Raw genomic sequence first — 24,460 nt, forward strand, 5'->3', positions numbered from 1 at the left:
GGATCACAGGCTCGGGATGCGCAGACGCTGCAGGAACCGCCCGTGCCTGTCCATAACCCGCCATGCCGCGATCAGATCGCTCGCGGCGCGGGCGATGCACAAGGCCGTGTCGGCGTCCGTACCACGCGCCGCCGCCAGGAGCGCCCGGGTCGCCTCGGGGATGGACGCCGGGGGCCCCTCGGCGAGCGCCCTGCGGGCGCGCAGGGTGGGCGCGCGCAATTCCGGACTCGACCAGAGCGCCCGCAGCTGGGCGTGGGCCCTGGCCGCGGCGGCCTCGAGATGCGCGAGGGCGAAGGCGAGTTCGAGGCGCCGCCGGCGCACGGGTTCGGTCCCGGTGTTCCACTGCGCGTACTGGGCCACCCGGTCGCTGTTGAGGCTGGTGCGGGTGGTGGCGTCGCCGCCCTCGCCCACGAGGGCGTCCCGCACGTCGCGGTGCGCGGATTGGAAGGCGAAGGCCCGGGCCTGCGCGGGCGAGACCGGCAGGACGAGGCGCACGGTGAGCCACAGGATCACGGCCGCGACGAGAACCAGGATCCCGTTCTGCAGGAAGGTCTGCAGGTTGTAGATCTGCGGGTTCGAGGGCGAGACCAGGACGGGGAAGAAGACCAGCAGGATGAAGCCGGGGCCGAAGGTCGGCGGGTTCAGGCTGAGGAAGCAGGCGAGGAAGATGACCGGCGCCATGGCGATGGCGAGGAGCGGGAAGCCCTGGCCCCCCGACAGGACGACGAACAGCACGAAGCCGGCGCTCAGCGTCGCCAGGCTCATGCCGATCAGGACTCCGTTCGCGAATTTGCGCGGGTCCGGGGCGAGGGAGGAGAGCGCCCCGGTGGCGGCCACCTGCACGAGGGCGAAGGAAGTCGCCGGCCAGCCCGTCGCGATGAAGAACCCGCAGGTGAGCCCGAAGGCGAGGGCGATCCGCAGGGCGGCCCGCAGGGCGACCGGGAAGTCGCGGTGGGTCGGCAGCGCGACGTCGCGCAGCGGCCGGTGGCCCCCCGAGAGCGCCGTGATCCCGTCCTGCGCGAAGCCGAGCGCGGTGGCGAGGTCGAGGGCGCGCTGAAGGGCCACCACCTCGGCGGGATCGGGCTCGCCGCGCCGCACGGCGGCGAGCAGCAGGGCGCGCAGGCGGTCCCGTGCCGCGGCGAGCGCCTGCGCGGCGGGGCTGTCGGCACCGTCAGCGGTGAGGCGCTCGCAGATCGCGCGGGCTTCCGTGACGGCCGGGCTCGGCCGATCCATGCGCTCCACCGCGAGCGCGAAGGTGCGCCCCGCTGCAACGAGCGCGTAGAGCGCCGCGACCCCGCTGCGGGCGCCCGCCGCCCGCTGCGGCCCGTCGTCGAGTTCCCCCGCGATGGCGCTCGCATCGGCCCGCATGGGCACGATCCTGCGGATCTGCGCGAGCGCCCCCTCCGGCCCCGGATCCCCCGCGAGGATGCAGTCGCGGGCGAAGGCCTTCGTCGAGGCGAGCCCGTCCGCCAGGGTCACGCGCAGGGCGCGCCAAGTGCTCGGCGAGGCGAGCGCGTCGTTGATGAAGGTGATCGCCACGATGCCGAGGGCGATGGCGGCGACCCGCGACACCGCCGAATCGAAGACGGCCTGGGGCGTGTCGATATTGGCGATGGCGATGATCGCCACCGTGTAGCCGGACAGCATGGCCCCGTAGGCGCGCGTGTCCTGCAGGAAGTTCGCCACGAACACGCAGAGGCTGAGCCAGGTCGTGAAGGTGACGAGGAGCAGCACCCTGTCCTGCCCGAAGGCGGCGATCATCACGATCGCCACGGCGCCGCCGAGGAGCGTGCCGACGAAGCGGTAGAATGCCTTCGAGAGGGCCTGGCCCCGCTTCGGCTGGGCCAGGATCGCGACGCAGACGGCCGCCGAGGAGGCGCTCTCGAGCTGGAGCCAGAACGCGGCGTAGAGCGCCAGCATCATGGCGAGCCAGATCCGGATCGCGAAGGCCCAGGCGGCCGGCTTCGGGACGACGGCCTCGATCCGGTCGAGCCAGCGGTCGATGCGGGCGGCGGCGACGGGGGGCGAGGCGGCCGGGCTCATCGGCCGGTCAGGCGTCCCGCGAGGGGAGCGCAGGCGCCGCGTTCCCCGGGCGGGCGAGGGACGCGACGCGCGCCTGCCACAGGCAGAGCAGCGGCGTCAGGCCGAGCTCGACCCCGAGCGCCCCCAGCATGGTGAGGGAGGGCAGCCCCGTGAGGTAGAGCCCGAGCAGGCGCGCCAGGCCGCCGAGCGCCACCACCAGGGTGAGAAAGCGGAACAGCCGGGTCTTGCCCTCGATGCCCGGCACGCAGAACCAGAACAGGATGCCGATGCCGGTGAGCAACCCCGAGAGGTAGCGGAAGTGGCTGTCGGCCGAGACGTTCTCGACACCCCCGGCCACGCCGTTGACGCCGAACAGCACGCCGTAGAGGCCCGCCGCCACGGGGATGCAGGCCGCCAAAGCCACCGCGCGCTGAAGCGCCCGCCGCTCGTCCATCATCCGCCACAGCTTCCCCGGTCCCCCGGGCGGAAGAACACGCCGGGGGGCCGATCGGTTCGCGCGGCGGGGGCGATCAGGCCTTCTGCTCCTTCAGGCGCTTGACGCATTTGCTGAAATATTGCGGCCATTTGGGCCCCTGCGACGTCTTCTCGGTGGCCGAGAGGCCGCGCCACTCGGCGCCGCACTTCTTCTGGCGCTCGCGGGCGGCGGTCTGCCCGACGGTCGGCTCCCGGGCGGGCGCCGTCGCGGAGGGCTTGGCCGCGGGCTCCTTCGCGAGGGCGGGTCCGGCAAGGAGGAGGGGCGCCGCGAGGGCGGCGAGGAGGATGCGGCGCATAGGGACCCCGGAGATCAGCGCGAATCCGCAAGCATGGCGGTGTCGCGCCCGCATCACAGCGGCAAGCCGACGGGAGAGCAAGCGCCTCGGAGCGCTCTCCACCGGTCCCGCGGCGTCGATCTCGCGATCGTGACGCGCGCCGGGGCCGCTTGAGCCGCAGCGGGAATCCGGGCTAGCTGGGACGGACACGCTTGCGCGCCGCCCTCGGCGTGCGAGACAGTCGAGACCGGTCTCTCGGAGACGGGTCACTGGGACATAGCCGGCAGGAGCGCGAGATGGCCGCCGCCACGGGCAAACCGATCGACGTTCACACCTGGAGCACCCCGAACGGCTGGAAAATCCCGATCATGATGGAGGAATGCGGCCTGCCCTACCGGGTGGTGCCGGTGAATATCGGCCGCGGCGACCAGATGGCGCCGGACTTCCTGACGATCTCGCCGAACAACAAGATCCCGGCGATCGTCGATCACGACGGGCCCGGCGGGGAGCCGATCTCGATCTTCGAATCCGGCGCGATCCTGCAATATCTCGGGCGCAAAACGGGCTGCTTCTACCCGGCCGACGAGCGGGCCCGGGTCGAGGTCGACCAGTGGCTGTTCTGGCAGGTGGCCGGCTTCGGGCCGATGCTCGGTCAGGCCCATCACTTCCGCATCTACGCGCAGGAGAAGATCCCCTACGCGATCGAGCGCTTCTCGACCGAGTCGCACCGCCTCTACGGCGTCCTCGACAAGCGCCTCGCCGACCGCGACTACATCGCGGGCGACTTCTCCATCGCCGACATCGCGACGGTGACCTGGGCCAAGTTCCACCAGAAGCAGGGCATCGACGTCGGCGCCCTGCCGAACGTCAAGCGCTGGCTCGACGCGATGCTGGCGCGCCCCGGCGTGCAGCGCGGGCTCGGCGCCGTCTGAGATCGCGCGACGGCGCCGGGGACCGGCCGCGCCTACGGAGCGGGCGCAGGCTTGGCGGCCGGCTTCGGGGCGGCCTTGGGGGCCGGTGCCTCGGGTGCGCTGATCGCGGCCTGCTGGTTCACGTCCGGCACCTTGGTCCAGGTCTGTGAGCCGCACAGCACCTTGAGGATGCATCCCGAGACGCTGAGCTCGGCGCCGCTCTCGCGCTCGATGCTGACCTGGTAAATCTTGCCTTCCTCGATGTTGTAGATGTCGCCGGAGAACTTGCCCGCGTCGGGCTTGAGGCTCTCGATCAGCGGCAGGCCGAGCACGGGCCGGGTGCGCTTCTTCGGATCGGGGTTCTTGATGTCGGTGCGCGGGGCGCCGCTCTCGGTCGTCGGAACCTTGAGCCAGACCACCTTGCCGCAGACCTGGGCCTGACCGGGGCCGCAGCGGTCGATCCGGATCTTGGCGCGGCCATCCTCGGTGAGCCAGGTGCCGGACGGGTCCTTCGCGGTGTCGGCCGCGGCGGCGGAGAGACCGGCGAGGAGGAGGGCGGACGTCAGGGCGATGCGCATATCCTGGTCTCCAGGGCTGTCGCCTGCCAGGCAGGCGTTGTCGCCTGCTTGGCAGGCGTTGCGGGGCGCGGGCGAACCCGTGTCGGACCTGTCCCGGCGGGCGCCGATCCGGAGCGCCGCCGGGGGCAGGGGTCGTTCTCCCTGCAACTAACGGCCGCTTTCAGGCGATTTTTCGGCGGTGTTGCGCCGGCGCCACGATCCGGGCCGCCCATCCTCGGGTTGAGGGGCGGGACCGCGCCCGCTATAAGCCCGGCGCCGAAGCGGTTTTTCGCGCATCGACGCATTTTCCCGAGACAACCCGGACGTATCATGGCCACCGAGCGCACCTTCTCCATCCTGAAGCCCGACGCGACGAAGCGGAACATCACCGGCGCGGTGAACGCCGTGATCGAGAAGGCGGCCCTGCGCATCGTCGGCCAGCGCCGCATCCAGATGAGCCGGGCCCAGGCCGAGACGTTCTACGAGATCCACAAGGAGCGCCCGTTCTTCGGCGAGCTCGTCACCTTCATGACCTCCGGCCCCGTCGTCGTGCAGGTTCTCGAGGGCGAGAACGCCGTGGCGCGCTACCGTGAGGTGATGGGCGCCACGAACCCGGCCCAGGCCGCCGAGGGCACGATCCGCAAGACCTTCTCCGAGTCGGTCGGCGAGAACACCGTCCACGGCTCGGACAGCGCCGAGAACGCCAAGATCGAGATCGCGCAGTTCTTCGAGGACGGCGACATCGTCGGCTGAGGCCGTCATCGAGCGCGGCGGTCGCCCCTCCCGGTGACCGCCGGACCACACCCCGGGCCGATCACCGCGCCGCCGCGGCGGCGCGGCCACGATTGGGGTCCGGTGTGGCGGGGCCGCCCTTGACGGGACCGGCACCCCGGGAGTCCAACGGCGAAGGTTTCACGCGCCTGCCAACGGACCCATCACGTCATGACGACCCGCCGCTTCCCCACGCTGATCGCCGCCGGCCTTCTCGCCCTCGGCGCCACCGCCGCCCTCGCGGGCGGCTCCTCGGCGCCATTCGAGCAGTACCAGCCCGATCCCGCGCTCCGCACGGCCCCGAAGGCCAATCTCGAGGGCCGCGTGCGCCATGCCTGCGCGGTCATCCAGGCCCGCATCACCAACGCGCCCGAAGCTTCCCTCGAGCGCCCCTGCGGCTGCTACGCCAAGCAGACCCTGCGCAGCCTCGACGAATCCGAGATCGAGGCCTACCGCGCCACAGGCTACTTCAACGATTCGGCCCGCGCCAAGGCCCTGTCGGCCCTCGACAGCTGCAAGCTGCAGCGCCCGGTCTGATCCTGGCACGCCGCGGGGGCTCAGGCCCGCCGGCCGCGCCTACAGGCTGAGCAGCGCGCCGTCGGCGGGCGCGGCATCCCCCGCGAACAGCACCCGGTCGCCGTCGAGGCGGGCCTGCCCGCCGGCCACCAGCGCCAGCGCCGCCGGGTAGAGCTTGTGCTCCTGCACGATGACCCGGGCCGCGAGGCTGTCCGGGTCGTCGCCCGGCCGCACGGGCACCGCCGCCTGCGCGACGATCGGTCCGGCATCGAGTTCCGGCACCACGTAATGCACCGTGCAGCCGTGGAGCCTCACGCCCGCATCGAGGGCCTGGCGGTGGGTGTGGGTCCCCCGGAACAGGGGCAGGAGCGAGGGATGGATGTTGAGCATCCGCCCGGCCCAGGCCTCGACGAAGCCCGGCGTGAAGATCCGCATGAAGCCCGCCAGGCACACGAGCTCGATGCCCGCGGCCTCGAGCTCCGCGTGCAGCGCCGCGTCGAATCCGGCCCTGTCGGCGAAGGCCTTGTGGTCGACGGCGCGGGCCGGGATGCCCTCGGCGCGCGCATGCGCGAGGCCGCCGGCATCCGGCCGGTTCGAGAGCACGAGCACGATCTCGGCCGGGTAATCGGGCGCCTTCGCGGCCTCGACCAACGACACCATGTTGGAGCCGCGACCCGAGATCAGGATCGCGACGCGGGTCTTGAGCGCCCGCGCCATCAGAGGGCGAGGCGGCCCGTGAAGGTGACGGGCTCCGCGCCCCGCTCGGTGATCGACCCGAGCCGCACCGGCGCCTCGCCGGCCTGAACCAGGGCGGCGCTCACCGCCTCGGCCTTGTCGGGCGCGGCCACCACGACCATGCCGACGCCGCAGTTGAAGGTGCGCAGCATCTCGGCCTCGGCGACGCCGCCCTCGCGCGACAGCCAGCCGAAGACCGGCGGGGGCCGCACCGCGTCGAGGTCGATCGCGATGCCGACGCCCTGCGGCAGGACCCGGGGGAGATTGTCGGGGAAGCCGCCGCCCGTGATGTGGGCGAGGGCCTTGATCCCGTCCGTGGCCCTGAGCGCCGCCAGGAGCGGCTTCACGTAGATCCGTGTCGGCTCCAGGAGCGCCTCGCCGAGGCTCCGCCCGGAGGCGAACGGGGCGGGCGCATCCCAGCCGAGACCGGTCTTCCGCACGATCCGGCGCACCAGCGAGAAGCCGTTCGAATGCACCCCCGAGGAGGGCAGGCCGAGCACGACGTCGCCCGGCGCGATGCCGTCGCGCGGCAGCAGCGTGCCGCGCTCGGCGGCGCCGACCGAGAAGCCCGCGAGGTCGTAATCCGCTCCGTCGTAGAGGCCCGGCATCTCGGCGGTCTCGCCCCCGATCAGGGCGCAGCCGGCCCGGCGGCAGCCCTCGGCGATGCCCCGGACGATGTCGGCGCCGACGCCGGGCACGAGCTTGGCGGTCGCGAAGTAGTCGAGGAAGAACAGGGGCTCGGCGCCCTGGACGATGATGTCGTTCACGCACATCGCCACGAGGTCGATGCCGATCGTGTCGTGGCGCCCGGTCTCGATGGCGATCTTCACCTTGGTGCCGACGCCGTCATTGGCCGCCACCAGGATCGGGTCCCGGAATCCCGCCGCCTTCAGGTCGAACAGGCCGCCGAACCCGCCGATCTCCGCATCCGCCCCGGGGCGGCGCGTCGCCCGCACCATTGGCCTGATCGTCTCCACCATGGCGTTGCCGGCATCGATGTCGACGCCCGCCCCCGCGTAGGTCATGCCCTCTTTGCGCTCGGCGCTCATACCCGCTGTCCCCGTCGCTCGCTGCCGCGACCTCGCGGTTCCTCTATAGCCTTGCGTCCGCGAGGGCGAGTCGCCCGCCGCGGGGAATTCGGCGCGGGGGCGATGCCGCCCGGCGCCTTCGATGCCATCATGCGCCCGGCGCGGGACGGGCATCGCCCGGACCCGCGCGCGGAGGACGCGCTGCGACCGGCGACAGCCATGACCATCCCGAACCTGATCACGATCGGCCGCATCGTCCTCGTCCCCGTCATCGTCGCGCTGATCGGGCAGGGGGCGTGGGCCCTCGCCTTCGCGGGGTTCGTGGTCGCGGGCCTCTCGGACGCCCTCGACGGCTTCATCGCCAAGCGCTTCGCCATGCGCAGCGAACTCGGCGCCGTCCTCGATCCCCTCGCCGACAAGGCGCTCCTCGTCTCGGTCTATGTGGCCCTCGCCGTGCAGGGCGCGATCCCGGGCTGGCTCGCCATCGCGGTGGTGGCGCGCGATCTGATGGTGATCGCCGCGATCCTCGTCGCCTGGCTGATGAGCCGCCCCCTCGCGATCCGGCCGCTCGCCCTCGGCAAGCTCAACACCGGCGTGCAGATCGCCTTCGCGGCGCTCGCCCTCGGGTCCCGGGCCGCGGAGCTGAGCCTCGGCGGGCTCGAGACCGCCGCGTCGGCGGGCGTCGCGGCGCTGACCGCGCTCACGGCGGCGCTTTACCTCAGGCTCTGGCTGCAGCACATGGGGTCCGGGCCGGCGCGGCCTTGATCGGGGGCATGACCGCGCCCACCCTCTCGTGCCGGCAGGGGCAGAAGGACGAGTCGATGCGCGCCAGGGCGGTGATCGGGCTGACGGCGCTCGCGGTGCTGATCGTCCTCCTCTACATGCTGCGCGACGTTCTGCTGCCCTTCGTGGCCGGCATCGCGCTCGCCTACCTCCTCGATCCGCTCGCCGACCGGCTCGAGCGCCTCGGCCTCGGGCGGCTCGCCGCGAGCCTGATGATCCTCGCGCTCTTCGTCGTCGCCCTCGTGGTGACGCTGCTGATCGTGGTGCCGCTCGCGGCCAGTCAGATCGCGGCCCTCGTCACGAGCCTGCCCGCGATGGTCTCGCGGCTCCAGGGCATCCTGGCCGAGCGGGCGGGGCCGCTCCTGCAGAAGGTCGGCGGCGCCGACGTGCTGAACGAGCTGCAAGCCTCGGTCGGGACGCTCGCGGCGCAGGGGGGCGCCTGGCTCCTCGCCTTCCTCAAATCGATCTGGTCGGGCAGCCAGGCGCTGATCTCGATCGTCTCCCTCCTCGTCGTCACCCCGGTCGTCGCCTTCTACATCCTCCTCGACTGGGACCGGATGATGGGCAAGATCGACGGCTGGGTCCCGCCCCGGCACAGGGCCACGGTCCGGAGCCTCGGCCGCGAGATCGACGGCGCCATCACGGGCTTCGTGCGCGGGCAAACCCTGGTCTGCGTCATCCTCGGCACCTTCTACGCCGTCGGCCTCTGGCTCGTCGGGCTGAATTTCGGGGTGCTGATCGGGCTGATCGCGGGCTTCCTCACCTTCATCCCCTATGTCGGCACGCTGACGGGGTTCCTGCTCTCGGTGGGGGTGGCCCTGGTGCAGTTCTGGGCGGGCTCCGACTGGCTGCATCTCGGCCTCACCATCGGGGTCTTCCTCGTCGGGCAGTTCCTCGAGGGCAACATCATCTCGCCCAAGCTCGTCGGCGAATCCGTCGGCCTGCACCCGGTCTGGCTGATGTTCGCGCTCCTCGCCTTCGGCTCGCTGTTCGGCTTCCTCGGCCTGCTGCTGGCGGTGCCGGTGGCGGCCTCGATCGGCGTGATCGTGCGCTTCGCCCTGCGCCGCTACCTGCAGAGCCAGCTCTACCACGCCGACGAGCCGGTGCTGCTGCCGCGGCGCGAGCCCTGAGCGCCGGGCCCGCCCGCACCCCGCCCGCACCCCGCCCTTGAACCGGTCCGCCCCGAGGGCCAGACTGCGAGCCGCATGCGCGAGAACGCTCCCCCCAAACAGCTCGCCTTCGACCTGCCGCTCGATCCGCGCTTCGGCCGGGAGGATTTCCTGGTCGGCCCGGCGAACGAGGCGGCCTACGGCCTGATCGAATCCTGGCCGGACTGGCCCGACACCGTGCTGGTGCTGACCGGCCCCCCCGGCAGCGGCAAGAGCCACCTCGCCTCGATCTGGGCGACACGAGCCCATGCCTGGACGGTGTCGGCGGCCGAGATCGCCGGGAGCGCGGTCACGCACCTGATCTCGAACGGCGCCCTCGTGATCGAGGATGTGGACCGGGCCGGGAACCGGGACGAGGCGGCGCTGTTCCACCTGCTCAACCTCGCCCGCGAGCGCCGGTGCCCCGTGCTGCTGACCAGCGCGCAGGGGGTCGACGCGCTCGGCCTCGCCACCCCCGACCTCCGCTCGCGCCTGCGCCTCGCCCCCGGCGCCGCGATCCTGCCTCCGGACGACGCCCTGTTGCGGGCCGTGATCGTCAAGCTCTTCGTCGATCGCCAGCTCGTGGTGGATCTCAGCGTGGTCGAGGCCCTGGCCCTGCGCATCGACCGGTCCCTCGCCCGGGCCCGCGAGGTGGTGGCCGAGCTCGATCGCGACGCCCTCGGCCGCGGCCGGCGGATCACCCGGCCCCTCGCCCTCGCGGTGCTGGAGCGGCTGGGGATGACGGAGCCCGACGAGGAGGGGGACCCGGAGGACGAGGCCGGCGCCTGAGGGCCGGACCGTCACCGAACTGTCAAATTCACCGGGGCGCCCCGTGCTAGGGGAGCCCGCTCTGAGGACCGGGAGGAGGAATGGCGTTGCCGGAGATGGAGCCGAACGGGTTCGACGGGGAGCCGGACGCGCGCGAGGCCGAGGCGGCCCCCGGCGGCGAGGCGGATGACGGGCAGGGATCCTCCGCCCGCCCGGCGGCCAAGCGTCCGCCCGCCCAGGCCTCCGCGAGCCGGACGGCCGCGGTTCGGCGCCTGCCCGCGGGCGTGCGCGGCGCGCGGACCGCGACGAAGCCCGCCCCGGCACCGGCCGGCGAGGCGCCCGCTCCGGAGCCCGACGCGGCCGGCGGCGACGAATGGCCCGCGAGCGCCGAGTTCACGGATGCCCGCGCCGAGACGGAGGCCGCGGCCTCGGAGGACGGCAGCGTCCGCGAGACGGTCCTGGAAGCCGGCCGCACCCTGCGCCACTCGCCCGAGCGCTTCGTGAACCGGGAGCTGTCCTGGCTTCAGTTCAACCGCCGGGTGCTGGAGGAGGCGTCCAACACCGGGCACCCGCTCCTGGAGCAGCTGCGCTTCCTCTCGATCTCGGCCAACAACCTCGACGAGTTCTTCATGGTGCGCGTCGCCGGCCTGCACGATCAGGTCCGCGCCGGCCTGACGCTGCCCTCGCAGGACGGCCTGACGCCCTCCGAGCAGCTCGCCCGCATCGGCCACGAGGTCTCGCGCCTCGCCCAGGACCAGCAGGCGCGCTGGCGCGAGCTGAAGACCGACCTGCACGGGGTCGACATCGACTTCGTGGATCCGGGCGAGCTCCTGCCCGAGCACGGGACCTGGCTGGAGGATTACTTCCTCAGCCACGTCTTCCCGGTGCTGACGCCCCTCGCCATCGATCCGGCGCACCCGTTCCCGTTCATCCCGAACCTCGGCTCGACCATCGCCCTGATGCTGGTGCGCCCGCGCGACGGGCGCGTCCTGCGGGCGCTCATCCGCCTGCCCGCGGTCCTCGACCGCTTCGTGCGGCTGCCCGACCTCCAAAACGATCCGGTCGCGCGCTTCATCTCGATCGAGCAGGTGATCGTGATGTTCACCGGGCGCCTCTTCCCCGGCTACCTCGTGCGCGGCCAGGGCGCCTTCCGGGTCATCCGCGATTCCGACCTCGAGATCGAGGAGGAGGCCGAGGACCTCGTCCTGCACTTCGAGACGGCCCTGAAGCAGCGCCGCCGCGGCATCGTGATCCGCCTCGAGGTCGAGGCCGGGATGCCGGAGGACCTGCGCGCCTTCGTGGCCGACGAGCTCGAGATCTCGCCCGAGGCGGTCTTCCTCGTCGAGGGCGTGCTGGCCCTCAACGAATTGTCCCAGATCGTCGGGATCGACCGGCCGGACCTCAAGTTCAAGCCCTACAACCCGCGCTTCCCCGAGCGCATCCGCGAGAGCGGCGGCGACGTCTTCGCGGCGATCCGCCAGAAGGACTTCACCGTCCACCACCCCTACGAATCCTTCGATTCGGTGGTGCAGTTCCTCAGCCAGGCCGCCCGCGATCCGAACGTGGTGGCGATCAAGCAGACGCTCTACCGCACCTCCTCGAACTCGCCGATCGTGGCCGCGCTCGCGGAGGCGGCCGAGGCCGGCAAGTCGGTGACGGCGCTCGTCGAGCTCAAGGCCCGCTTCGACGAGGAGGCCAATATCCGCTGGGCGCGCAACCTCGAGAAGGCGGGGGCGCAGGTGGTGTTCGGCTTCGTCGAGCTGAAGACGCACGCCAAGCTGTCGATGGTGGTGCGCCGCGAGGGCGACCGGCTCGTCACCTACTGCCACGTCGGCACCGGAAACTACCACCCGATCACGGCGCGCATCTACACCGACCTGTCCTTCTTCACGGCCGATCCCGTCATCGCCCGGGACGTCTCGCGCATCTTCAACTTCATCACGGGCTATGCCGAGCCGGCCCAGCTCGAGCGCATGGCGGTCTCGCCCTTGACCCTGAAGCTGCGCCTCCTCGAGAACATCGAGGCGGAGGTCGCGCACGCCAAGGCGGGGCGGCCAGCCGCGATCTGGATCAAGTGCAACTCCCTGGTCGACCCGCAGATCATCGACGCGCTCTACGACGCCTCCTGCGCGGGGGTGCAGATCGACTGCGTGGTGCGGGGCATCTGCTGCCTGCGCCCCGGCATCCCGGGCCTGTCGGAGACGATCCGGGTCAAGTCGATCGTCGGCCGCTTCCTCGAGCACGGGCGCATCTACGCCTTCGGCAACGGCGTCGGGCTGCCGCACCCCAAGGCCACGGTCTACATCTCGTCGGCCGACCTGATGCAGCGCAACCTCGACCGGCGGGTGGAGGCGCTCCTGCCGATCACGAACCCGACTGTGCATCAGCAGGTCCTCGACCAGATCATGCTGGCGAACCTCCTCGACAACCGCCAAAGCTGGCGTGTACTGGCATCGGGCGCCAGCGAGCGCATCCAGCCGGCGGAGGGCGAGGAGCCGTTCAACGCGCACAAGTACTTCATGACGAATCCGAGCCTGTCCGGGCGCGGCAAGTCGTCGAAGAAATCGAGTCCCCGCGCGCTCAGCCGTCGGGCGCAGCGCGCCTGATCCCGCCGGTCGCGGCCGGATCGACCGGTCGGGCGACGGAACGGATGGGCCCAGCGGGGCGCACCCGAGCGAAGCCGAGCCCGACTCGTCCCGCGGGACGGCCGGGCTCCGTAACGAGGGAAACCGTGCCTTGGGGCCCCAACGCGCCAACCTGACGCTCGCCTATTCCACCGAACCCGACCCCCGCGAGGCGCCGATGCCCGTCGCCATCATCGACATCGGCTCGAACTCGGTGCGCCTCGTCGCCTATGACGGGCTGACCCGCGCGCCGACGCCCCTCTACAACGAGAAGGTCCTGTGCGGCCTCGGCCGCAACGTGCTGACGACGGGCCGCCTCAACGAGGAGGCGGTGCGGCGCGCCCTCGCGGCCCTCGGGCGCTTCCGCGTGCTCTGCCAGACCATGCGCGTCGCGCGCCTCTTCGTCCTCGCCACCGCGGCCGCCCGCGATGCCGAGAACGGCCCCGCCTTCCTGGCGGCCGCGGAGGCGGCCTGCGGCCAGCCGATCGAGCTGCTCTCGGGCCGGCGCGAGGCCGAGCTCTCGGCCCTCGGGGTGGTCTCGGGCTTCCACGCCCCGGACGGGGTGGTGGGCGACCTCGGCGGCGGCTCCCTCGAACTCGTCGACGTGCGCGGGGCCGTTGTGGGGCAGGGGGTGACGATGCCGCTGGGCGGGCTCGCCCTGCAGGACCTCTCGGGCGGCTCCCTGAAGAAGGCGACGAAGCTCGTGCGCGAGCACCTGAAGAAGGCCGCGCCCCAGCTCGAGACCCTGCGGGGCCGCAGCTTCTACGCCGTCGGCGGCACCTGGCGGGCCCTGGCGCGCCTGCACCAGGCGGCCCGCGGTTACCCGGTCCACGTGATGCACGGCTACAGCGTCGAGCCCTCGGACGAGCTGAACTTCCTCGAAGTCGTCGAGCAGGTCGACGCCGCCCTGCTGCAGGACGTCGAGACGATCTCCGAGGCGCGCCGGCCGCTGCTCGCCTACGGGGCGGTGGTGCTGGAGGAGATCATCCGGGTCGGCCGGCCCCGCGAGGTCGCGATCTCGGCGAGCGGCGTGCGCGAGGGCCTGCTCTACGAGCAGCTCGACCGCGACACCCGCGCCCTCGATCCGCTCCTCGCCGCGGCGGCCGAGCTGAACCGCCTGCGGGCCCGGGCGCCCGGCCACGCCGAGGAGCTCCTCACCTGGACCGACCGCTTCATCGCCTCCCTCGGCGGGCCGGAGACCGCGGACGAGCGGCGCCTGCGCCATGCCGCCTGCCTCCTGTCGGATATCGGCTGGCGGGCGCATCCCGATTACCGGGGCGAGCAGAGCATCAACATCATCACCAACGCCGCCTTCGTCGGCGTCGACCATCCGGGCCGGGCGTACCTCGCCCTCGCGGTGTATTTCCGGCACGAGGGGGTGGCCCCCGAGAAGGCGAGCCCCACGCTCCGGGGGCTTTCCGGCCCGCGCCTATTCGAGCGGGCGCGGCTGATCGGCGGCCTCCTGCGCGTCGCCTTCCCGACCACCGCCGGAATGAGCGGCGCCCTCGAGCGGATGCCCCTCACCGTCGAGGACGGCAAGGTGGTGCTGCGCCTCGCCCCCGAATGGGCGCCCCTCGCGGGCGACCGCCTGCTCAACCGCGTCCGCGGCCTCGGCCGGATCATCGGCCTCGACGGGCGGGTCGAGATCGGCTGAAGCGGTCCCGCAAGGGCGGCACGAAACACGAAGGCCCCCGGACCGCAGGATCCGGGGGCCTCGTTCGTCGCGGGCCGCGCCCGATCAATCCCCTATTCGGAGATCATGCCGACGCCCGTCTCGGCCCCGTCCGTCTTCGCTTGGACGCCGCTCGACTGGACCTCGACCACGGCGGCCGTCGTGATGTTGACGATGCCGCGGGCGGTCACGGAGGGCGTCAGGATGTGGGCGGGCTTGGCCGGGCCGATCAGCAGGGGCCCGACCGGGAGGGCGTCCGCCAGTACCTTGGCGAACTGGAAGGCGATGTTGGCCGCGTCGAGGTTCGGGAAGATCAGGACATTCGCCGACCCCTTCAGGCGCGAGCCCGGCAGCACCCGGTCGCGGACGAGTTCGGAGAGAGCGGAATCCGCCTGCATCTCGCCGTCGACCTGCAGGTTCGGCGCCCGCTTCTCGATCAGGCCGAGGGCGCTGCGCATCTTGCGGGCCGAGGCGGAGTCGGATTGCCCGAAATCCGAGTGGCTGAGGAGCGCGATCTTCGGCGTCAGGCCGAAGCGGGTGACGTGGCCGGCGCAGGCGACCGCCACCTCGGCGATCTCCTCCGCGGTCGGGTCGTGGCGCACATGGGTGTCGGCGAGGAAGAAGGCGCCCTTCTTCGTCACGATCAGGCTCATGGCGGCGCATTCGGTGATGCCGGGATTGAGGCCGATGATGTCCCGGATCGCCCGCAGCCGCGTCTCGAACCGGCCTTCGAGGCCGCAGATCAGCGCGTCCGCCTCGCCGCGATGGACCGCGATGGCGCCGATCACCGTGGTGTTGGTGCGCACCACCGTGCGGGCGGCGTCCGGCGTGATGCCGCGGCGCCCGGCGATGTCGAGATAGGTCTGGACGTATTTGCGGTAGCGCGGATCGTCTTCGGGATCGATCAGCTCGAAATCCTCGCCCTGGCGGATGGAGAGGCCGAAGCGCTTGATCCGGGTCTCGATCACCCGCGGGCGGCCGACCAGGATCGGCTTGGCCACCCCGTCCTCGACGATCGCCTGGACGGCGCGCAGCACGCGCTCGTCCTCGCCCTCGGCGTAGATGACCCGCTTCGGGTCCTCCTTCGCCTTGGAGAAGAGCGGCTTCATGATGAAGCCGGAGCGGTGAACGAAGCGGTCGAGGGATTCGGCGTAGGCCTGGATGTTCTCGAGGGGCCGTCCGGCGACCCCCGAATCCATCGCGGCCTTCGCCACGGCCGGCGCGATGCGCAGGATCAGCCGCGGGTCGAACGGGCTCGGGATCAGGGAGCGCGGCCCGAAGGGGCGGGCCTCGCCGCCATAGGCGCGGGCGACGACGTCCGAGGGCGTCTCGCGGGCGAGCGCCGCGATCGCCTTCACGGCCGCCTTCTTCATCTCCTCGTTGATGCTGGTCGCCCCGACATCGAGGGCGCCCCGGAAGATGTAGGGGAAGCACAGGACGTTGTTGACCTGGTTCGGGAAGTCCGAGCGCCCAGTGCAGATCATCGCGTCGGGGCGCTTCTCCTGCGCGAGGTCCGGCATGATCTCGGGATAGGGGTTGGCGAGCGCCATGATGAGCGGCTTGTCCGCCATCGTCTCGAGATATTCGGGCTTGAGCACGCCGCCGGCCGAGAGGCCGATGAAGACGTCGGCGCCCGGGATCACCTCCGCGAGGGTGCGGGCCTCGGTCGACTGGGCGTAGACGTCCTTCCAGCGGTCCATCAGCTCGGTGCGGCCCTTGTAGACCACGCCCTTGATGTCCGTGACGACGATCTTGTCCCGGTCTGCGCCGAGGGACACCAGGAGGTTGAGGCAGGCGAGCGCCGCGGCGCCGGCCCCCGAGGTGACGATGCGGACGTCGGAGAGCGTCTTGCCGGCGAGTTCCAGGCCGTTGAGGACGGCGGCGGCCACGATGATGGCGGTGCCGTGCTGGTCGTCGTGGAAGACCGGGATGTTCATCCGGGCCCGGCAGCGCTCCTCGACCTCGAAGCACTCGGGCGCCTTGATGTCCTCGAGGTTGATGCCGCCGAAGGTCGGCTCCAGCGAGCAGACCACGTCCACGAGCTTGTCGACGTCGTTCTCGTCGACCTCGATGTCGAACACGTCGATGCCGGCGAACTTCTTGAACAGGACCGCCTTGCCCTCCATCACGGGCTTGGAGGCGAGGGGCCCGATATTGCCGAGGCCGAGCACGGCCGTCCCGTTCGAGAGCACCGCCACGAGGTTCTGGCGGATCGTCAGCGTCGCGGCCTCCTGCGGATCCTCGTGGATCGCCATGCAGGCGGCGGCGACGCCCGGCGAGTAGGCGAGGGCCAGATCGCGCTGGTTGCCCAGCGGCTTCGTGGCCTGGATCTCCAGCTTTCCGGGTCGAGGGAGGCGGTGGTAGACGAGCGCCCCGGACTTGAGATCCTCGGACATGTTGTCGGCCATGGCCCTCTCTCCCTCCAACGAACGCTTTCTCGAAGCGGCGGCTCGGTCCCGCCCCCTGTGGAGACGGTCCGCTTGAAGGCTCTGTTGCACCGCTTGCGGAACGGGCGCAACCCGCACAACGAGACCCGGATTCACCTCGCGCAGCTCGCGCGCAGGCATGGTTTCCTCATCGGTGCCTATTCTTACGGGCGCCCCAAGGTGCGGTTCCCGGAATCGGGCCGTACGCTGACGATCGGCAGATATTGTTCCATCGCGGACAAGGTCGAGATCCTGCTCGGCGGCGACCACCGGCTCGACTGGGTCTCGACCTACCCGTTCGCGGCGATGCGCGGCCTCTGGCCGGATGCCGACGCGCCGGCCGCCTACCACGCCTCGCGGGGCGACGTGCGGATCGGCAACGACGTCTGGCTCGGCTCCGGCTGCATGATCCTGTCGGGCGTCACGATCGGGGACGGGGCGGTCGTCGCCGCGCGCGCCGTCGTGACCCGGGACGTCCCGCCCTACGCGGTGGTGGCGGGCAATCCGGCCCGGCCCGTGCGCCGCCGCTTCGACCCGGAGACGGTGGCGGCCCTGGTGGCGAGCGCCTGGTGGGACCGGCCGCACGCGGAGGTGACGCGCCTCGTGCCGCTCCTCCAGAGCGGGCGCACCGCCGAGCTCCTCGCCGCCCTGGGCGACGTTGCGAAGACCGGCTGAATCCCGTACCCGCAGCCGACCCAGATCCGACCAAGGCCCCGACGATGTCCGAGACCCCGCCCGACCGCCTCGCGGTCAACCCGAACAGCCCGTACTACGACGAGAAGGCGCTGGAGCGCGGCGTCGGCGTGCGCTTCAAGGGCGCCGAGAAGACCAACGTCGAGGAATACTGCGTCAGCGAGGGCTGGGTCCGCCTCAGCGCCGGCAAGACCCTCGACCGCGCCGGCAACCCCATGACGGTGAAGCTGAAGGGCCCGGTCGAGCCCTATTTTCGCGATGAGGCGCCGGAGGGCCCGGCCTCGCCCGAGGCTTGAGCCTCGCCCGAGGCCCGAGCCTCGCCCGAGGCCTGAAGCTCCCGCCGGGCGCGCGCCGCCGCGAAGTCGCGGGTCGCGGCCGCGACGAGATCGGCCACCTGCGCGGCCCGCCGCGGCTGCCGGATCACCAGGCTGACGAGCGCGCCCGGGTGGTTGCGGCGCTGCTTCGGCGTGCGGGCGTGGTTCGAGACGCGCAGGGAATAGGCGCAGCCCTCGGGGCGCAGGTAGACGCTGTCGCCGCGGGTGTTGCGGGCGCTCACCGCGAAGCCCCGGCCGATCAGGAGCGCGACGGCGTGGGCCAGCGCCGCCGCCGGGGGCAGGATGGCGGGCAGGGCGGTCACGGGCCCGCCGGCTCGATGGTGTTGAGGGTGCGCCGCCCGAGCGCCCGCGCCTTGAGGCGCAGCGCCGGCGCCTCGATCGCGTACCAGGAGATCGTCGCGGCGAGCGCCGTCAGCAGCAGCGCCGGGCCGAGGAGCAGGGTCGCCGAGGCCCCGGGCCAGAGGGCGTGCAGGCTCTGCTGGATCGGCCAGCCATACAGGTAGGTGCCGTAGGACAGGTCCGCCGGCGGATCGAGGACCGGTCGCGCCAGGACCGGAGCGAGGCAGAGCCAGAGGGCCCCGTAGGTCTCCCCGAGGAACAGCAGGGTCCGGTACAGGATCGTGCCCTGCGCCAGGGCGCAGGCGAGGGCGAGGCCGAGGAGCGGCCACGCCCACAGGCGCACCCGCTCGCGCCAGAGATAGAGCGCCGCCCCGCCCGCGAAGATCATCGGCAGGCGCAGGCCCGTCTCGAGCCCCTTCGGCAGGGCCGGATGCGCGGCCTCGACGGCGACGAGCGCCAGCGCGAGGCCTCCCGTGAGCAGGAGCGCCGACCAGCGCCACCGCAGCAATCCGGCGAGTCCCGCCGCCAGCACGCCGAGATAGCAGAGCACCTCGTATTTCAGGGTCCAGACCGTGCCGAGCGGCGCGCGGTACGGGTTGCCGCCGAAGAGGCCGGGCAGGGCGGCGTTGCTCTTGAAGGTCGTCAGCGTGCCCTGGATGAAGCGCCACAGCTCGGCCTCGCGCAGGTACGCGGAGACGGGCAGGGCGCTGAGCGCCGGCCCCAGGATCAGGGCCACGACGAGGGTCGCGGCGACGAGGCCCGGCAGGATGCGCAGGGTGCGGGCGAGGGCGTAGTCGCGGGCGCCGCGCCGCTCCAGGCTCATCGTCACGAGGAAGCCCGAGATCGCGAAGAAGCCGTTCACCGCGTGCTCGCCGAGGGTGAAGCCGGTCAGCCGCGCCAGGGGCTCGGCCGCGGCATCGCCCGTCGTCACGCTGTAGGCGTGCGAGACCACCACCGCGACCGCGAGGGCGAGCCGCACGATCGAGAAGCCGTTATGGGGGCGGCCGAGCGCCGCGGCGATCGTCGGAGCGCTCACGGCGCGAGCCCTTCGCGGGCGAGGGCGCGGCGCCCGCGGAGGGCCGCGAGGGCCCCCGCCGCCGAGCCCGCGTAGCGCTCCCAGCCGGCGCGCCGGAGCGCCAGGGCCGCGAGGGCGGCCTTGGGAGCGTTCACCGCGAGCATCCCGAGGCTCGGGTCGGGCAGGCCGTATTTCCGGGCGACGTAGGCGCGCGACCAGGCCTGGTGCCAGCGGGTGCGGAAGACGCGGCCCCGTTCCGGGGCGGAGGAGCGCCCGCGCCCGTGCAGGACCACCGCGTCGTGCACGTGCACGAGGGCGCGCCCCGCCTCGGCGAAGCGGCGGCAGAGGTCGTCGTCCTCGTAGAACAGGAAGATCTCCTCGTCGAAGCCGCCGCGCGCGAGGAACAGGTCGCGCCGCGCCATCAGGCAGGCCCCCGACAGGAAGGGCGCGCAGGCATCCCCGGAGGGCAGGGCGAGGCGTCCCGTCGGGTTCTGCAGGTAGGGGGCGAGGTAGGACCGGGCCTGGTAGAAGAAGCGCCCGTCCGGCTCGACGATGCGCGGCGCGTAGAGCCCCGCATCCGGATAGGCCTCGGCCGCCGCCAGCAGGGCGTCGACGGCGCCGGGCCGCAGCACCACGTCGGGGTTGAGGATCAGCACGTGGACGGCCCGCTCGGCCGCCCGGACGCCGAGGTTGCTGGCGCGTCCGTAGCCCTCGTTGCGGGCGTTGCGGACCACCGCGGCGCCGGCGGCCTCGGCCAGCGCCGCCGAGCCGTCCCGGCTCGCATTGTCGACCACGAGGGCCGGAACGTGCTCCGCGGCGAGCGCCGCGAGGCAGGCCGGGAGCGCCTCGGCGCTGTCATGCGCGACGACGACGGCGACGAGGCTCGGCATCGGGGGATACCTGTCTGGAGGCTGCGGCGGGCGCGGTCGCGGAGCGTTCCGCCGCCGACCCGCCCGGCCGCGGCCTCAGGCCTTCTTCTCGGGCAGGTTCAGGCGGATATGCAGCTCGCGCAGCTGCTTCGGGGTCGCCTCGGAGGGCGCGCCCATCATCAGGTCCTCGGCCCGCTGGTTCATCGGGTAGAGCACGACCTCGCGGATGTTCGGCTCGTTGCAGAGGAGCATCACGATCCGGTCGACGCCGGGCGCGATGCCGCCGTGGGGCGGGGCCCCGAGGCGCAGCGCGTTGAGCATGCCGCCGAACTTCGCCTCCAGCACGTCCTTGCCGTAGCCCGCGAGCCCGAAGGCCTTCTCCATGATCTCGGGCTTGTGGTTCCGGATCGCCCCCGACGACAGCTCGGTGCCGTTGCAGACGATGTCGTACTGGAAGGCCTTGATACCCAGGATCGTGGCCTCGTCCTCGGCCCCGAGGCTCAGGAAGGCGTCGTGGTCGAAGTTCGGCATCGAGAACGGGTTGTGGGAGAAGTCGACGCGCTTCTCGTCCTCGTTCCACTCGTACATCGGGAAGTCGGTGATCCAGCAGAAGGCGAACTGGTCCTTGTCGGAGAGGTTCAGCTCGTCGCCGATGCGGATGCGGGCCTTGCCGGCGAGGCCCGCGGCCTTCGCCTCGGTGCCGGCGGCGAAGAACACGGCGTCGCCCGCCCCGACGCCCGCCTTCTCGGCGATGCGCGCCTGGATCGCGGCCGGGATGAACTTGGCGATCGGGCCCTTGCCGGTAAGCGTGCCGCCCTCGTCCTCGAACACGATGTAGCCGAGGCCCGGGGCACCCTCCGAACGGGCCCAGTCGTTGAGCTTGTCGAAGAACGAGCGCGGCTGGCCGGCCGCCCCTGTGGCGGGGATCGCCCGCACCACGCCGCCGGACTTGATGACGCCCTTGAACGCCTTGAACTCCACCGCCTCCTCGCCGAACTCCCCGGTGACGTCGGCGATGATCAGCGGGTTGCGCAGGTCCGGCTTGTCGACGCCGTACCTCATCATGGCGTCGGCGTAGGTGATGCGCGGGAAGGTCCCGGTGACGCGCTTGCCCTCGGCGAATTCCTCGAACACGCCGCGCAGCACCGGCTCCACCGCCTGGAACACGTCCTCCTGGGTGACGAAGCTCATCTCGATATCGAGCTGGTAGAACTCGCCCGGCGAGCGGTCCGCCCGGGCGTCCTCGTCGCGGAAGCAGGGGGCGATCTGGAAGTAGCGGTCGAAGCCCGCGATCATCGTGAGCTGCTTGAACTGCTGCGGCGCCTGCGGCAGCGCGTAGAACTTGCCCGGATGCACGCGGGAGGGCACGAGGTAGTCGCGCGCGCCCTCGGGGGAGGAGGCCGTCAGGATCGGGGTCTGGAACTCGAAGAAGCCGCCGTCGCGCATCCGGCGCCGGAGGGCGTCGATGATCGCGCCGCGCTTCATGATGTTGGCGTGGAGCTTCTCCCGGCGCAGGTCGAGGAAGCGGTACTTGAGGCGGGTCTCCTCCGGGTATTCCTGGTCGCCGAAGACCGGGAGGGGCAGCTCGGCCGCCGCCCCGAGCACCTCGATCTCGTCGATATAGACCTCGACGGCGCCGGTCGGCAGTTCCGGGTTCTCGGTGCCGGCGGGCCGGGTGCGCACCCGGCCGTCGATGCGGATCACCCATTCGGAGCGCGCGAGGTTCGCCGCCGGGAAGGCCTTGGAATCGGAATCCACCACGCACTGCGTCAGCCCGTAATGGTCGCGCAGATCGATGAACAGAACGCCGCCGTGATCGCGGATGCGGTGGCACCAGCCGGAGAGGCGAACGGTCTCGCCGACGTCGGACGGGCGCAATGCCCCGCAGGTATGGGTACGATAACGGTGCATGGCGGACTTCTTGGAAACGGAGGCCGGCACCATTCACGCGAGGGGCGTGAAGTCAAGCGCGGGGCCCGGCTCCGGGCGCCCGGAGCCGGTCGAGAGCGCGCGCGGGCCTTCCGGAACGAGGCCCGGTTCCCCATATGAATCCCATGAACTATCACGCTTTTTTCAGCCCGGACACGGCTCCGGGAGAGGCGGCCCCCGAGCCGTCCGTCGCGTCCCGGGACGCGTCCCCGCGCCCGGCGGCAGCCGAGCGCCGCGAGACGGCCGAGGACCGGATTCCGGTCGAGCACCGGGAGGTCGAGCGCCAGGAGATCGAGCGCCGGGAGGGCGCGTGGCGGGTGCTGCCCCTCGAGGGCACCTTCGAGATCGTCTACGAGGACGGCCAGGGGGCCTGGAGCGCCCGGCGGCTGCAGGCGCGCGAGCTGAAGCTCGGGCCCGGCCGAACCCTGCTCGGCGGGATCGACCGCGGGCGCGGCGGCTACCGGGGCTTTCGGGTCGACCGCATCCGCCGCCTCACGGACGGCGCCACCGGCCAGCGGCTGGAGGCCGGCATCCTCGACCTTCTCCTCGCCCGCGCCGAGGCGCAGCGGCGGGAGCGCGCCGCGCAGGCTCGCCGGGCGGCGCGGAGCCGGCGGCGGGCCGCCCCGCGGCACGCCGCGTAGCCCCGGCCCCACGCAGATCCCTCGGTCGGATTCTCCGGTCCGCTGGGTACATCGCGGATAGCGGGCCGATCTTCGGGGACTTCTGCGGCGATCGGCTCCCTTTCCGGCAAAACCTTCGGTATAGCCGGCTCCATGGACCTGATTGCCACAACACCGACGCTGGCCGATGCCTGCGCCCGCCTCGCCGCACAAGCTTTCGTGACCGTCGACACGGAGTTCATGCGCGAGACCACCTATTATCCCAAGCTCTGCCTGATCCAGATGGCGGGGCCGGACGGCACCGCCGTCCTGGTCGACCCCCTCTCGCCGGAGATCGACCTGAAGCCCTTCGTCGACCTGATGGCAGACGAGGGCGTGGTGAAGGTCTTCCATTCGGCCCGGCAGGACCTCGAGATCATCTGGCTCCTCGGCGAGCTGCTGCCGCACCCGTTCTTCGACACGCAGGTCGCCGCGATGGTCTGCGGCTACGGCGATTCGGTCTCCTACGAGCAGCTCGTCAACGACGTGGCGAAGGCCAAGATCGACAAGTCCTCCCGCTTCACCGACTGGTCGCGCCGCCCCCTCTCGGACGCGCAGCTCGCCTACGCCCTCTCGGACGTGACGCATCTGGTCAAGGTCTACGAGGTCTTGGCCGGCCATCTCCTCCGGACCGACCGGGGAGCCTGGCTCGACGAGGAGATGGGCGTCCTGACCTCCCCCGAGACCTACAGGGCCGACCCCGCCCAGGCCTGGCGGCGCCTCGCGGGCCGCATGCGCAAGCCCCGCGAGATCGCGGTGCTGATGGAGGTGGCGGCCTGGCGCGAGCGCGAGGCGCAGACCCGCAACGTGCCGCGCGGGCGCATCCTCAAGGACGAGGCGGTGATCGACGTCGCCACGGCGGTGCCCCGCAGCGTCGAGGCGCTCGGGCGCCTGCGCACGATCCCGGCGGGCTTCGAGCGCTCGCGCACGGGGGCCGACATCCTGGCGGCGGTCGAGCGGGGCTTTGCCCGCGACACCGCCGAGATCGCGATCCCCGAGCGCGGCCGCGGCCGCGGCGGCGGCAACGGGGCCCTCGTCGAGCTCCTCAAGGTCCTGCTCAAGGCCGTCTGCGAGGCGGAGGGCGTCGCCCCGAAGATCATCGCGACCGTCGACGACCTCGAAGCCGTGGCGGAGGACGACGACGCGGACGTGCCCGTCCTGCACGGCTGGCGCCGCAGCCTGTTCGGCGAGAAGGCCCTCGCCCTGAAGAGCGGCCGCCTCGCCCTCTCGGCGGAGCGCGGGCGTGTCGTGGTGCGCGACCTGCCCGAGCCGGGCGAGGCCGCGGGCCCCGCGTCCGCGGGGCAGGCCTGAGGCGGCTCGGGACGTGTTCCGGGGCGCGGACGCCCCATCATCCGGTCGGATCGCCGATGGCAGGGACGCGGAGGGCCCCCCGCGGCCGTCATGCGCGCTGGCGTGCCGGCGAGACGCGGCGACCCCTGCTCGGACCCGGCCCGGGTGACAGATCGGCGTGAGGCGGTTACGTCTCGGGATTAACCGGCAAGATGATTGCCGGAACCTCCCGGGTCCCGGCCGCGTATCGTCCGTCGATGTACGAACCCAACGAAGTCCTGCAGACGCTGACCGGGCGCGGCCACGTCTCCGCCGCGGGCTGTGAGGCGGTGCGCGTGCGCTACCGCGTCGTGATCGAGCGGCGCCAGGGGCTCGTCACCGCGCACGGGACGCTGATCGGCAGCCATGCCAGCCTGCGCCCGATCTGGCTCGAGCCGGATTCGACGCTGCGCCTCAAGAACGGGCGGCGCATCGAGATCTCCCTCACCGACCTCGTCGGCGACGCGGCCGAGTTCGAGAGCACCGGGATCGTCTCGGGCTTCTGAGGCGGCGGCGCGAACGCGCCGAGGAGCGAGGAACCGGCGGACGTCGAAACGTCCG

24 protein-coding genes are annotated in these 24,460 nt (G+C 72.1%); 13 read left to right on the forward strand and 11 right to left on the reverse strand.

Annotated features, from left to right (window positions below):
* Positions 1-3: 3 nt before the first annotated feature.
* The 3 genes from F6X51_RS17560 to F6X51_RS17570 form a co-directional block, all read right to left on the reverse strand.
* Positions 4-2,043, reverse strand: coding sequence for an FUSC family protein (locus F6X51_RS17560; RefSeq protein ID WP_150964973.1), 2,040 nt, complete (start codon positions 2,041-2,043; stop codon positions 4-6).
* Between the two features lie 7 nt (positions 2,044-2,050).
* Positions 2,051-2,479: a DUF4345 domain-containing protein gene (locus F6X51_RS17565; RefSeq protein WP_150964974.1), complete on the reverse strand. Its 429-nt coding sequence runs from the start codon at positions 2,477-2,479 to the stop codon at positions 2,051-2,053.
* Positions 2,480-2,552: 73 nt separating this feature from the next.
* Positions 2,553-2,813 carry a hypothetical protein gene (locus tag F6X51_RS17570; RefSeq protein WP_150964975.1) on the reverse strand — a complete coding sequence of 87 codons (261 nt, stop codon included), beginning with the start codon at positions 2,811-2,813 and terminating at the stop codon, positions 2,553-2,555.
* A gap of 275 nt (positions 2,814-3,088) precedes the next feature.
* On the opposite strand from F6X51_RS17570, the gene F6X51_RS17575 reads away from it, so the two are divergent.
* Positions 3,089-3,724 carry a glutathione binding-like protein gene (locus F6X51_RS17575; protein ID WP_150964976.1) on the forward strand — a complete coding sequence of 212 codons (636 nt, stop codon included), beginning with the start codon at positions 3,089-3,091 and terminating at the stop codon, positions 3,722-3,724.
* Positions 3,725-3,756: 32 nt separating this feature from the next.
* On the opposite strand, the gene F6X51_RS17580 is transcribed toward F6X51_RS17575, so the two are convergent.
* Positions 3,757-4,281: a DUF2147 domain-containing protein gene (locus tag F6X51_RS17580; protein ID WP_150964977.1), complete on the reverse strand. Its 525-nt coding sequence runs from the start codon at positions 4,279-4,281 to the stop codon at positions 3,757-3,759.
* A gap of 309 nt (positions 4,282-4,590) precedes the next feature.
* Here F6X51_RS17580 and ndk point away from each other — a divergent pair, with 309 nt between their 5' ends.
* Positions 4,591-5,013 carry a nucleoside-diphosphate kinase gene (gene ndk / locus F6X51_RS17585; protein WP_150964978.1) on the forward strand — a complete coding sequence of 141 codons (423 nt, stop codon included), beginning with the start codon at positions 4,591-4,593 and terminating at the stop codon, positions 5,011-5,013.
* Positions 5,014-5,202: 189 nt separating this feature from the next.
* Entirely contained in the window at positions 5,203-5,568 is a 366-nt protein-coding gene (locus F6X51_RS17590) for a hypothetical protein (RefSeq protein WP_150964979.1), read from the forward strand.
* 39 nt (positions 5,569-5,607) lie between these two features.
* Here the strand turns inward: F6X51_RS17590 and purN are convergent, their stop codons facing one another.
* Together purN and purM are read right to left on the reverse strand one after the other, a co-directional pair.
* Complete coding sequence (gene purN, locus F6X51_RS17595; protein WP_191970158.1) at positions 5,608-6,264, reverse strand: phosphoribosylglycinamide formyltransferase; 657 nt, start codon at positions 6,262-6,264, stop codon at positions 5,608-5,610.
* Entirely contained in the window at positions 6,264-7,331 is a 1,068-nt protein-coding gene (gene purM / locus F6X51_RS17600; RefSeq protein WP_150964980.1) for a phosphoribosylformylglycinamidine cyclo-ligase, read from the reverse strand. Before purM ends, purN begins: the two co-directional genes overlap by 1 nt.
* A 198-nt stretch (positions 7,332-7,529) precedes the next feature.
* Here purM and F6X51_RS17605 point away from each other — a divergent pair, with 198 nt between their 5' ends.
* From F6X51_RS17605 to ppx, 5 genes are all read left to right on the forward strand, one after another.
* Positions 7,530-8,075 (forward strand): CDP-alcohol phosphatidyltransferase family protein, encoded by a 546-nt coding sequence (locus tag F6X51_RS17605; protein ID WP_150964981.1) that lies wholly within the window; start codon positions 7,530-7,532, stop codon positions 8,073-8,075.
* A 56-nt stretch (positions 8,076-8,131) separates the two neighbouring features.
* Positions 8,132-9,223: an AI-2E family transporter gene (locus F6X51_RS17610; RefSeq protein ID WP_150965060.1), complete on the forward strand. Its 1,092-nt coding sequence runs from the start codon at positions 8,132-8,134 to the stop codon at positions 9,221-9,223.
* Between the two features lie 75 nt (positions 9,224-9,298).
* Positions 9,299-10,030, forward strand: a complete 732-nt coding sequence (locus F6X51_RS17615; protein ID WP_150964982.1) for a P-loop NTPase family protein — start codon at positions 9,299-9,301, stop codon at positions 10,028-10,030.
* 80 nt (positions 10,031-10,110) lie between these two features.
* Entirely contained in the window at positions 10,111-12,615 is a 2,505-nt protein-coding gene (locus F6X51_RS17620) for an RNA degradosome polyphosphate kinase (RefSeq protein ID WP_246696866.1), read from the forward strand.
* A gap of 130 nt (positions 12,616-12,745) precedes the next feature.
* Positions 12,746-14,287, forward strand: coding sequence for an exopolyphosphatase (ppx, locus tag F6X51_RS17625; protein WP_150964983.1), 1,542 nt, complete (start codon positions 12,746-12,748; stop codon positions 14,285-14,287).
* Between the two features lie 92 nt (positions 14,288-14,379).
* Here the strand turns inward: ppx and F6X51_RS17630 are convergent, their stop codons facing one another.
* Positions 14,380-16,713, reverse strand: a complete 2,334-nt coding sequence (locus F6X51_RS17630) for an NADP-dependent malic enzyme (protein WP_150964984.1) — start codon at positions 16,711-16,713, stop codon at positions 14,380-14,382.
* Positions 16,714-16,797: 84 nt separating this feature from the next.
* Between F6X51_RS17630 and F6X51_RS17635 the strand changes: the two genes are divergently transcribed.
* Both F6X51_RS17635 and F6X51_RS17640 read left to right on the forward strand, forming a co-directional pair.
* Positions 16,798-17,406, forward strand: a complete 609-nt coding sequence (locus F6X51_RS17635) for a CatB-related O-acetyltransferase (protein ID WP_150965062.1) — start codon at positions 16,798-16,800, stop codon at positions 17,404-17,406.
* Between the two features lie 44 nt (positions 17,407-17,450).
* Positions 17,451-17,720: a DUF3297 family protein gene (locus F6X51_RS17640; protein ID WP_150964985.1), complete on the forward strand. Its 270-nt coding sequence runs from the start codon at positions 17,451-17,453 to the stop codon at positions 17,718-17,720.
* On the opposite strand, the gene F6X51_RS17645 is transcribed toward F6X51_RS17640, so the two are convergent.
* From F6X51_RS17645 to aspS, 4 genes are all read right to left on the reverse strand, one after another.
* On the reverse strand, positions 17,672-18,061 hold the full coding sequence (locus F6X51_RS17645; RefSeq protein ID WP_246696868.1) for a hypothetical protein: 390 nt from the start codon (positions 18,059-18,061) through the stop codon (positions 17,672-17,674). The two genes, F6X51_RS17640 and F6X51_RS17645, sit on opposite strands and share 49 nt — an antisense overlap.
* On the reverse strand, positions 18,058-19,134 hold the full coding sequence (locus tag F6X51_RS17650; RefSeq protein ID WP_150964986.1) for an acyltransferase family protein: 1,077 nt from the start codon (positions 19,132-19,134) through the stop codon (positions 18,058-18,060). Before F6X51_RS17650 ends, F6X51_RS17645 begins: the two co-directional genes overlap by 4 nt.
* On the reverse strand, positions 19,131-20,003 hold the full coding sequence (locus F6X51_RS17655) for a glycosyltransferase family 2 protein (protein WP_150964987.1): 873 nt from the start codon (positions 20,001-20,003) through the stop codon (positions 19,131-19,133). The genes F6X51_RS17650 and F6X51_RS17655 overlap by 4 nt, the downstream gene beginning before the upstream one ends.
* 75 nt (positions 20,004-20,078) lie before the next feature.
* Positions 20,079-21,893 carry an aspartate--tRNA ligase gene (aspS, locus tag F6X51_RS17660; protein WP_150964988.1) on the reverse strand — a complete coding sequence of 605 codons (1,815 nt, stop codon included), beginning with the start codon at positions 21,891-21,893 and terminating at the stop codon, positions 20,079-20,081.
* Between the two features lie 143 nt (positions 21,894-22,036).
* Between aspS and F6X51_RS17665 the strand changes: the two genes are divergently transcribed.
* The 3 genes from F6X51_RS17665 to F6X51_RS17675 all read left to right on the forward strand — a co-directional run bounded on the left by F6X51_RS17665 (position 22,037) and on the right by F6X51_RS17675 (position 24,405).
* A complete protein-coding gene (locus F6X51_RS17665) occupies positions 22,037-22,552 on the forward strand; it encodes a hypothetical protein (protein WP_407658603.1) in 516 nt (171 codons plus the stop codon).
* A 132-nt stretch (positions 22,553-22,684) separates the two neighbouring features.
* Entirely contained in the window at positions 22,685-23,881 is a 1,197-nt protein-coding gene (gene rnd / locus F6X51_RS17670; RefSeq protein ID WP_150964989.1) for a ribonuclease D, read from the forward strand.
* A 236-nt stretch (positions 23,882-24,117) separates the two neighbouring features.
* A complete protein-coding gene (locus F6X51_RS17675; protein ID WP_150964990.1) occupies positions 24,118-24,405 on the forward strand; it encodes a hypothetical protein in 288 nt (95 codons plus the stop codon).
* The last annotated feature ends 55 nt before the right edge of the window (positions 24,406-24,460 follow it).

This window comes from Methylobacterium planeticum (assembly GCF_008806345.1).
Classification (GTDB): Bacteria; Pseudomonadota; Alphaproteobacteria; order Rhizobiales; family Beijerinckiaceae; genus Methylobacterium; species Methylobacterium planeticum.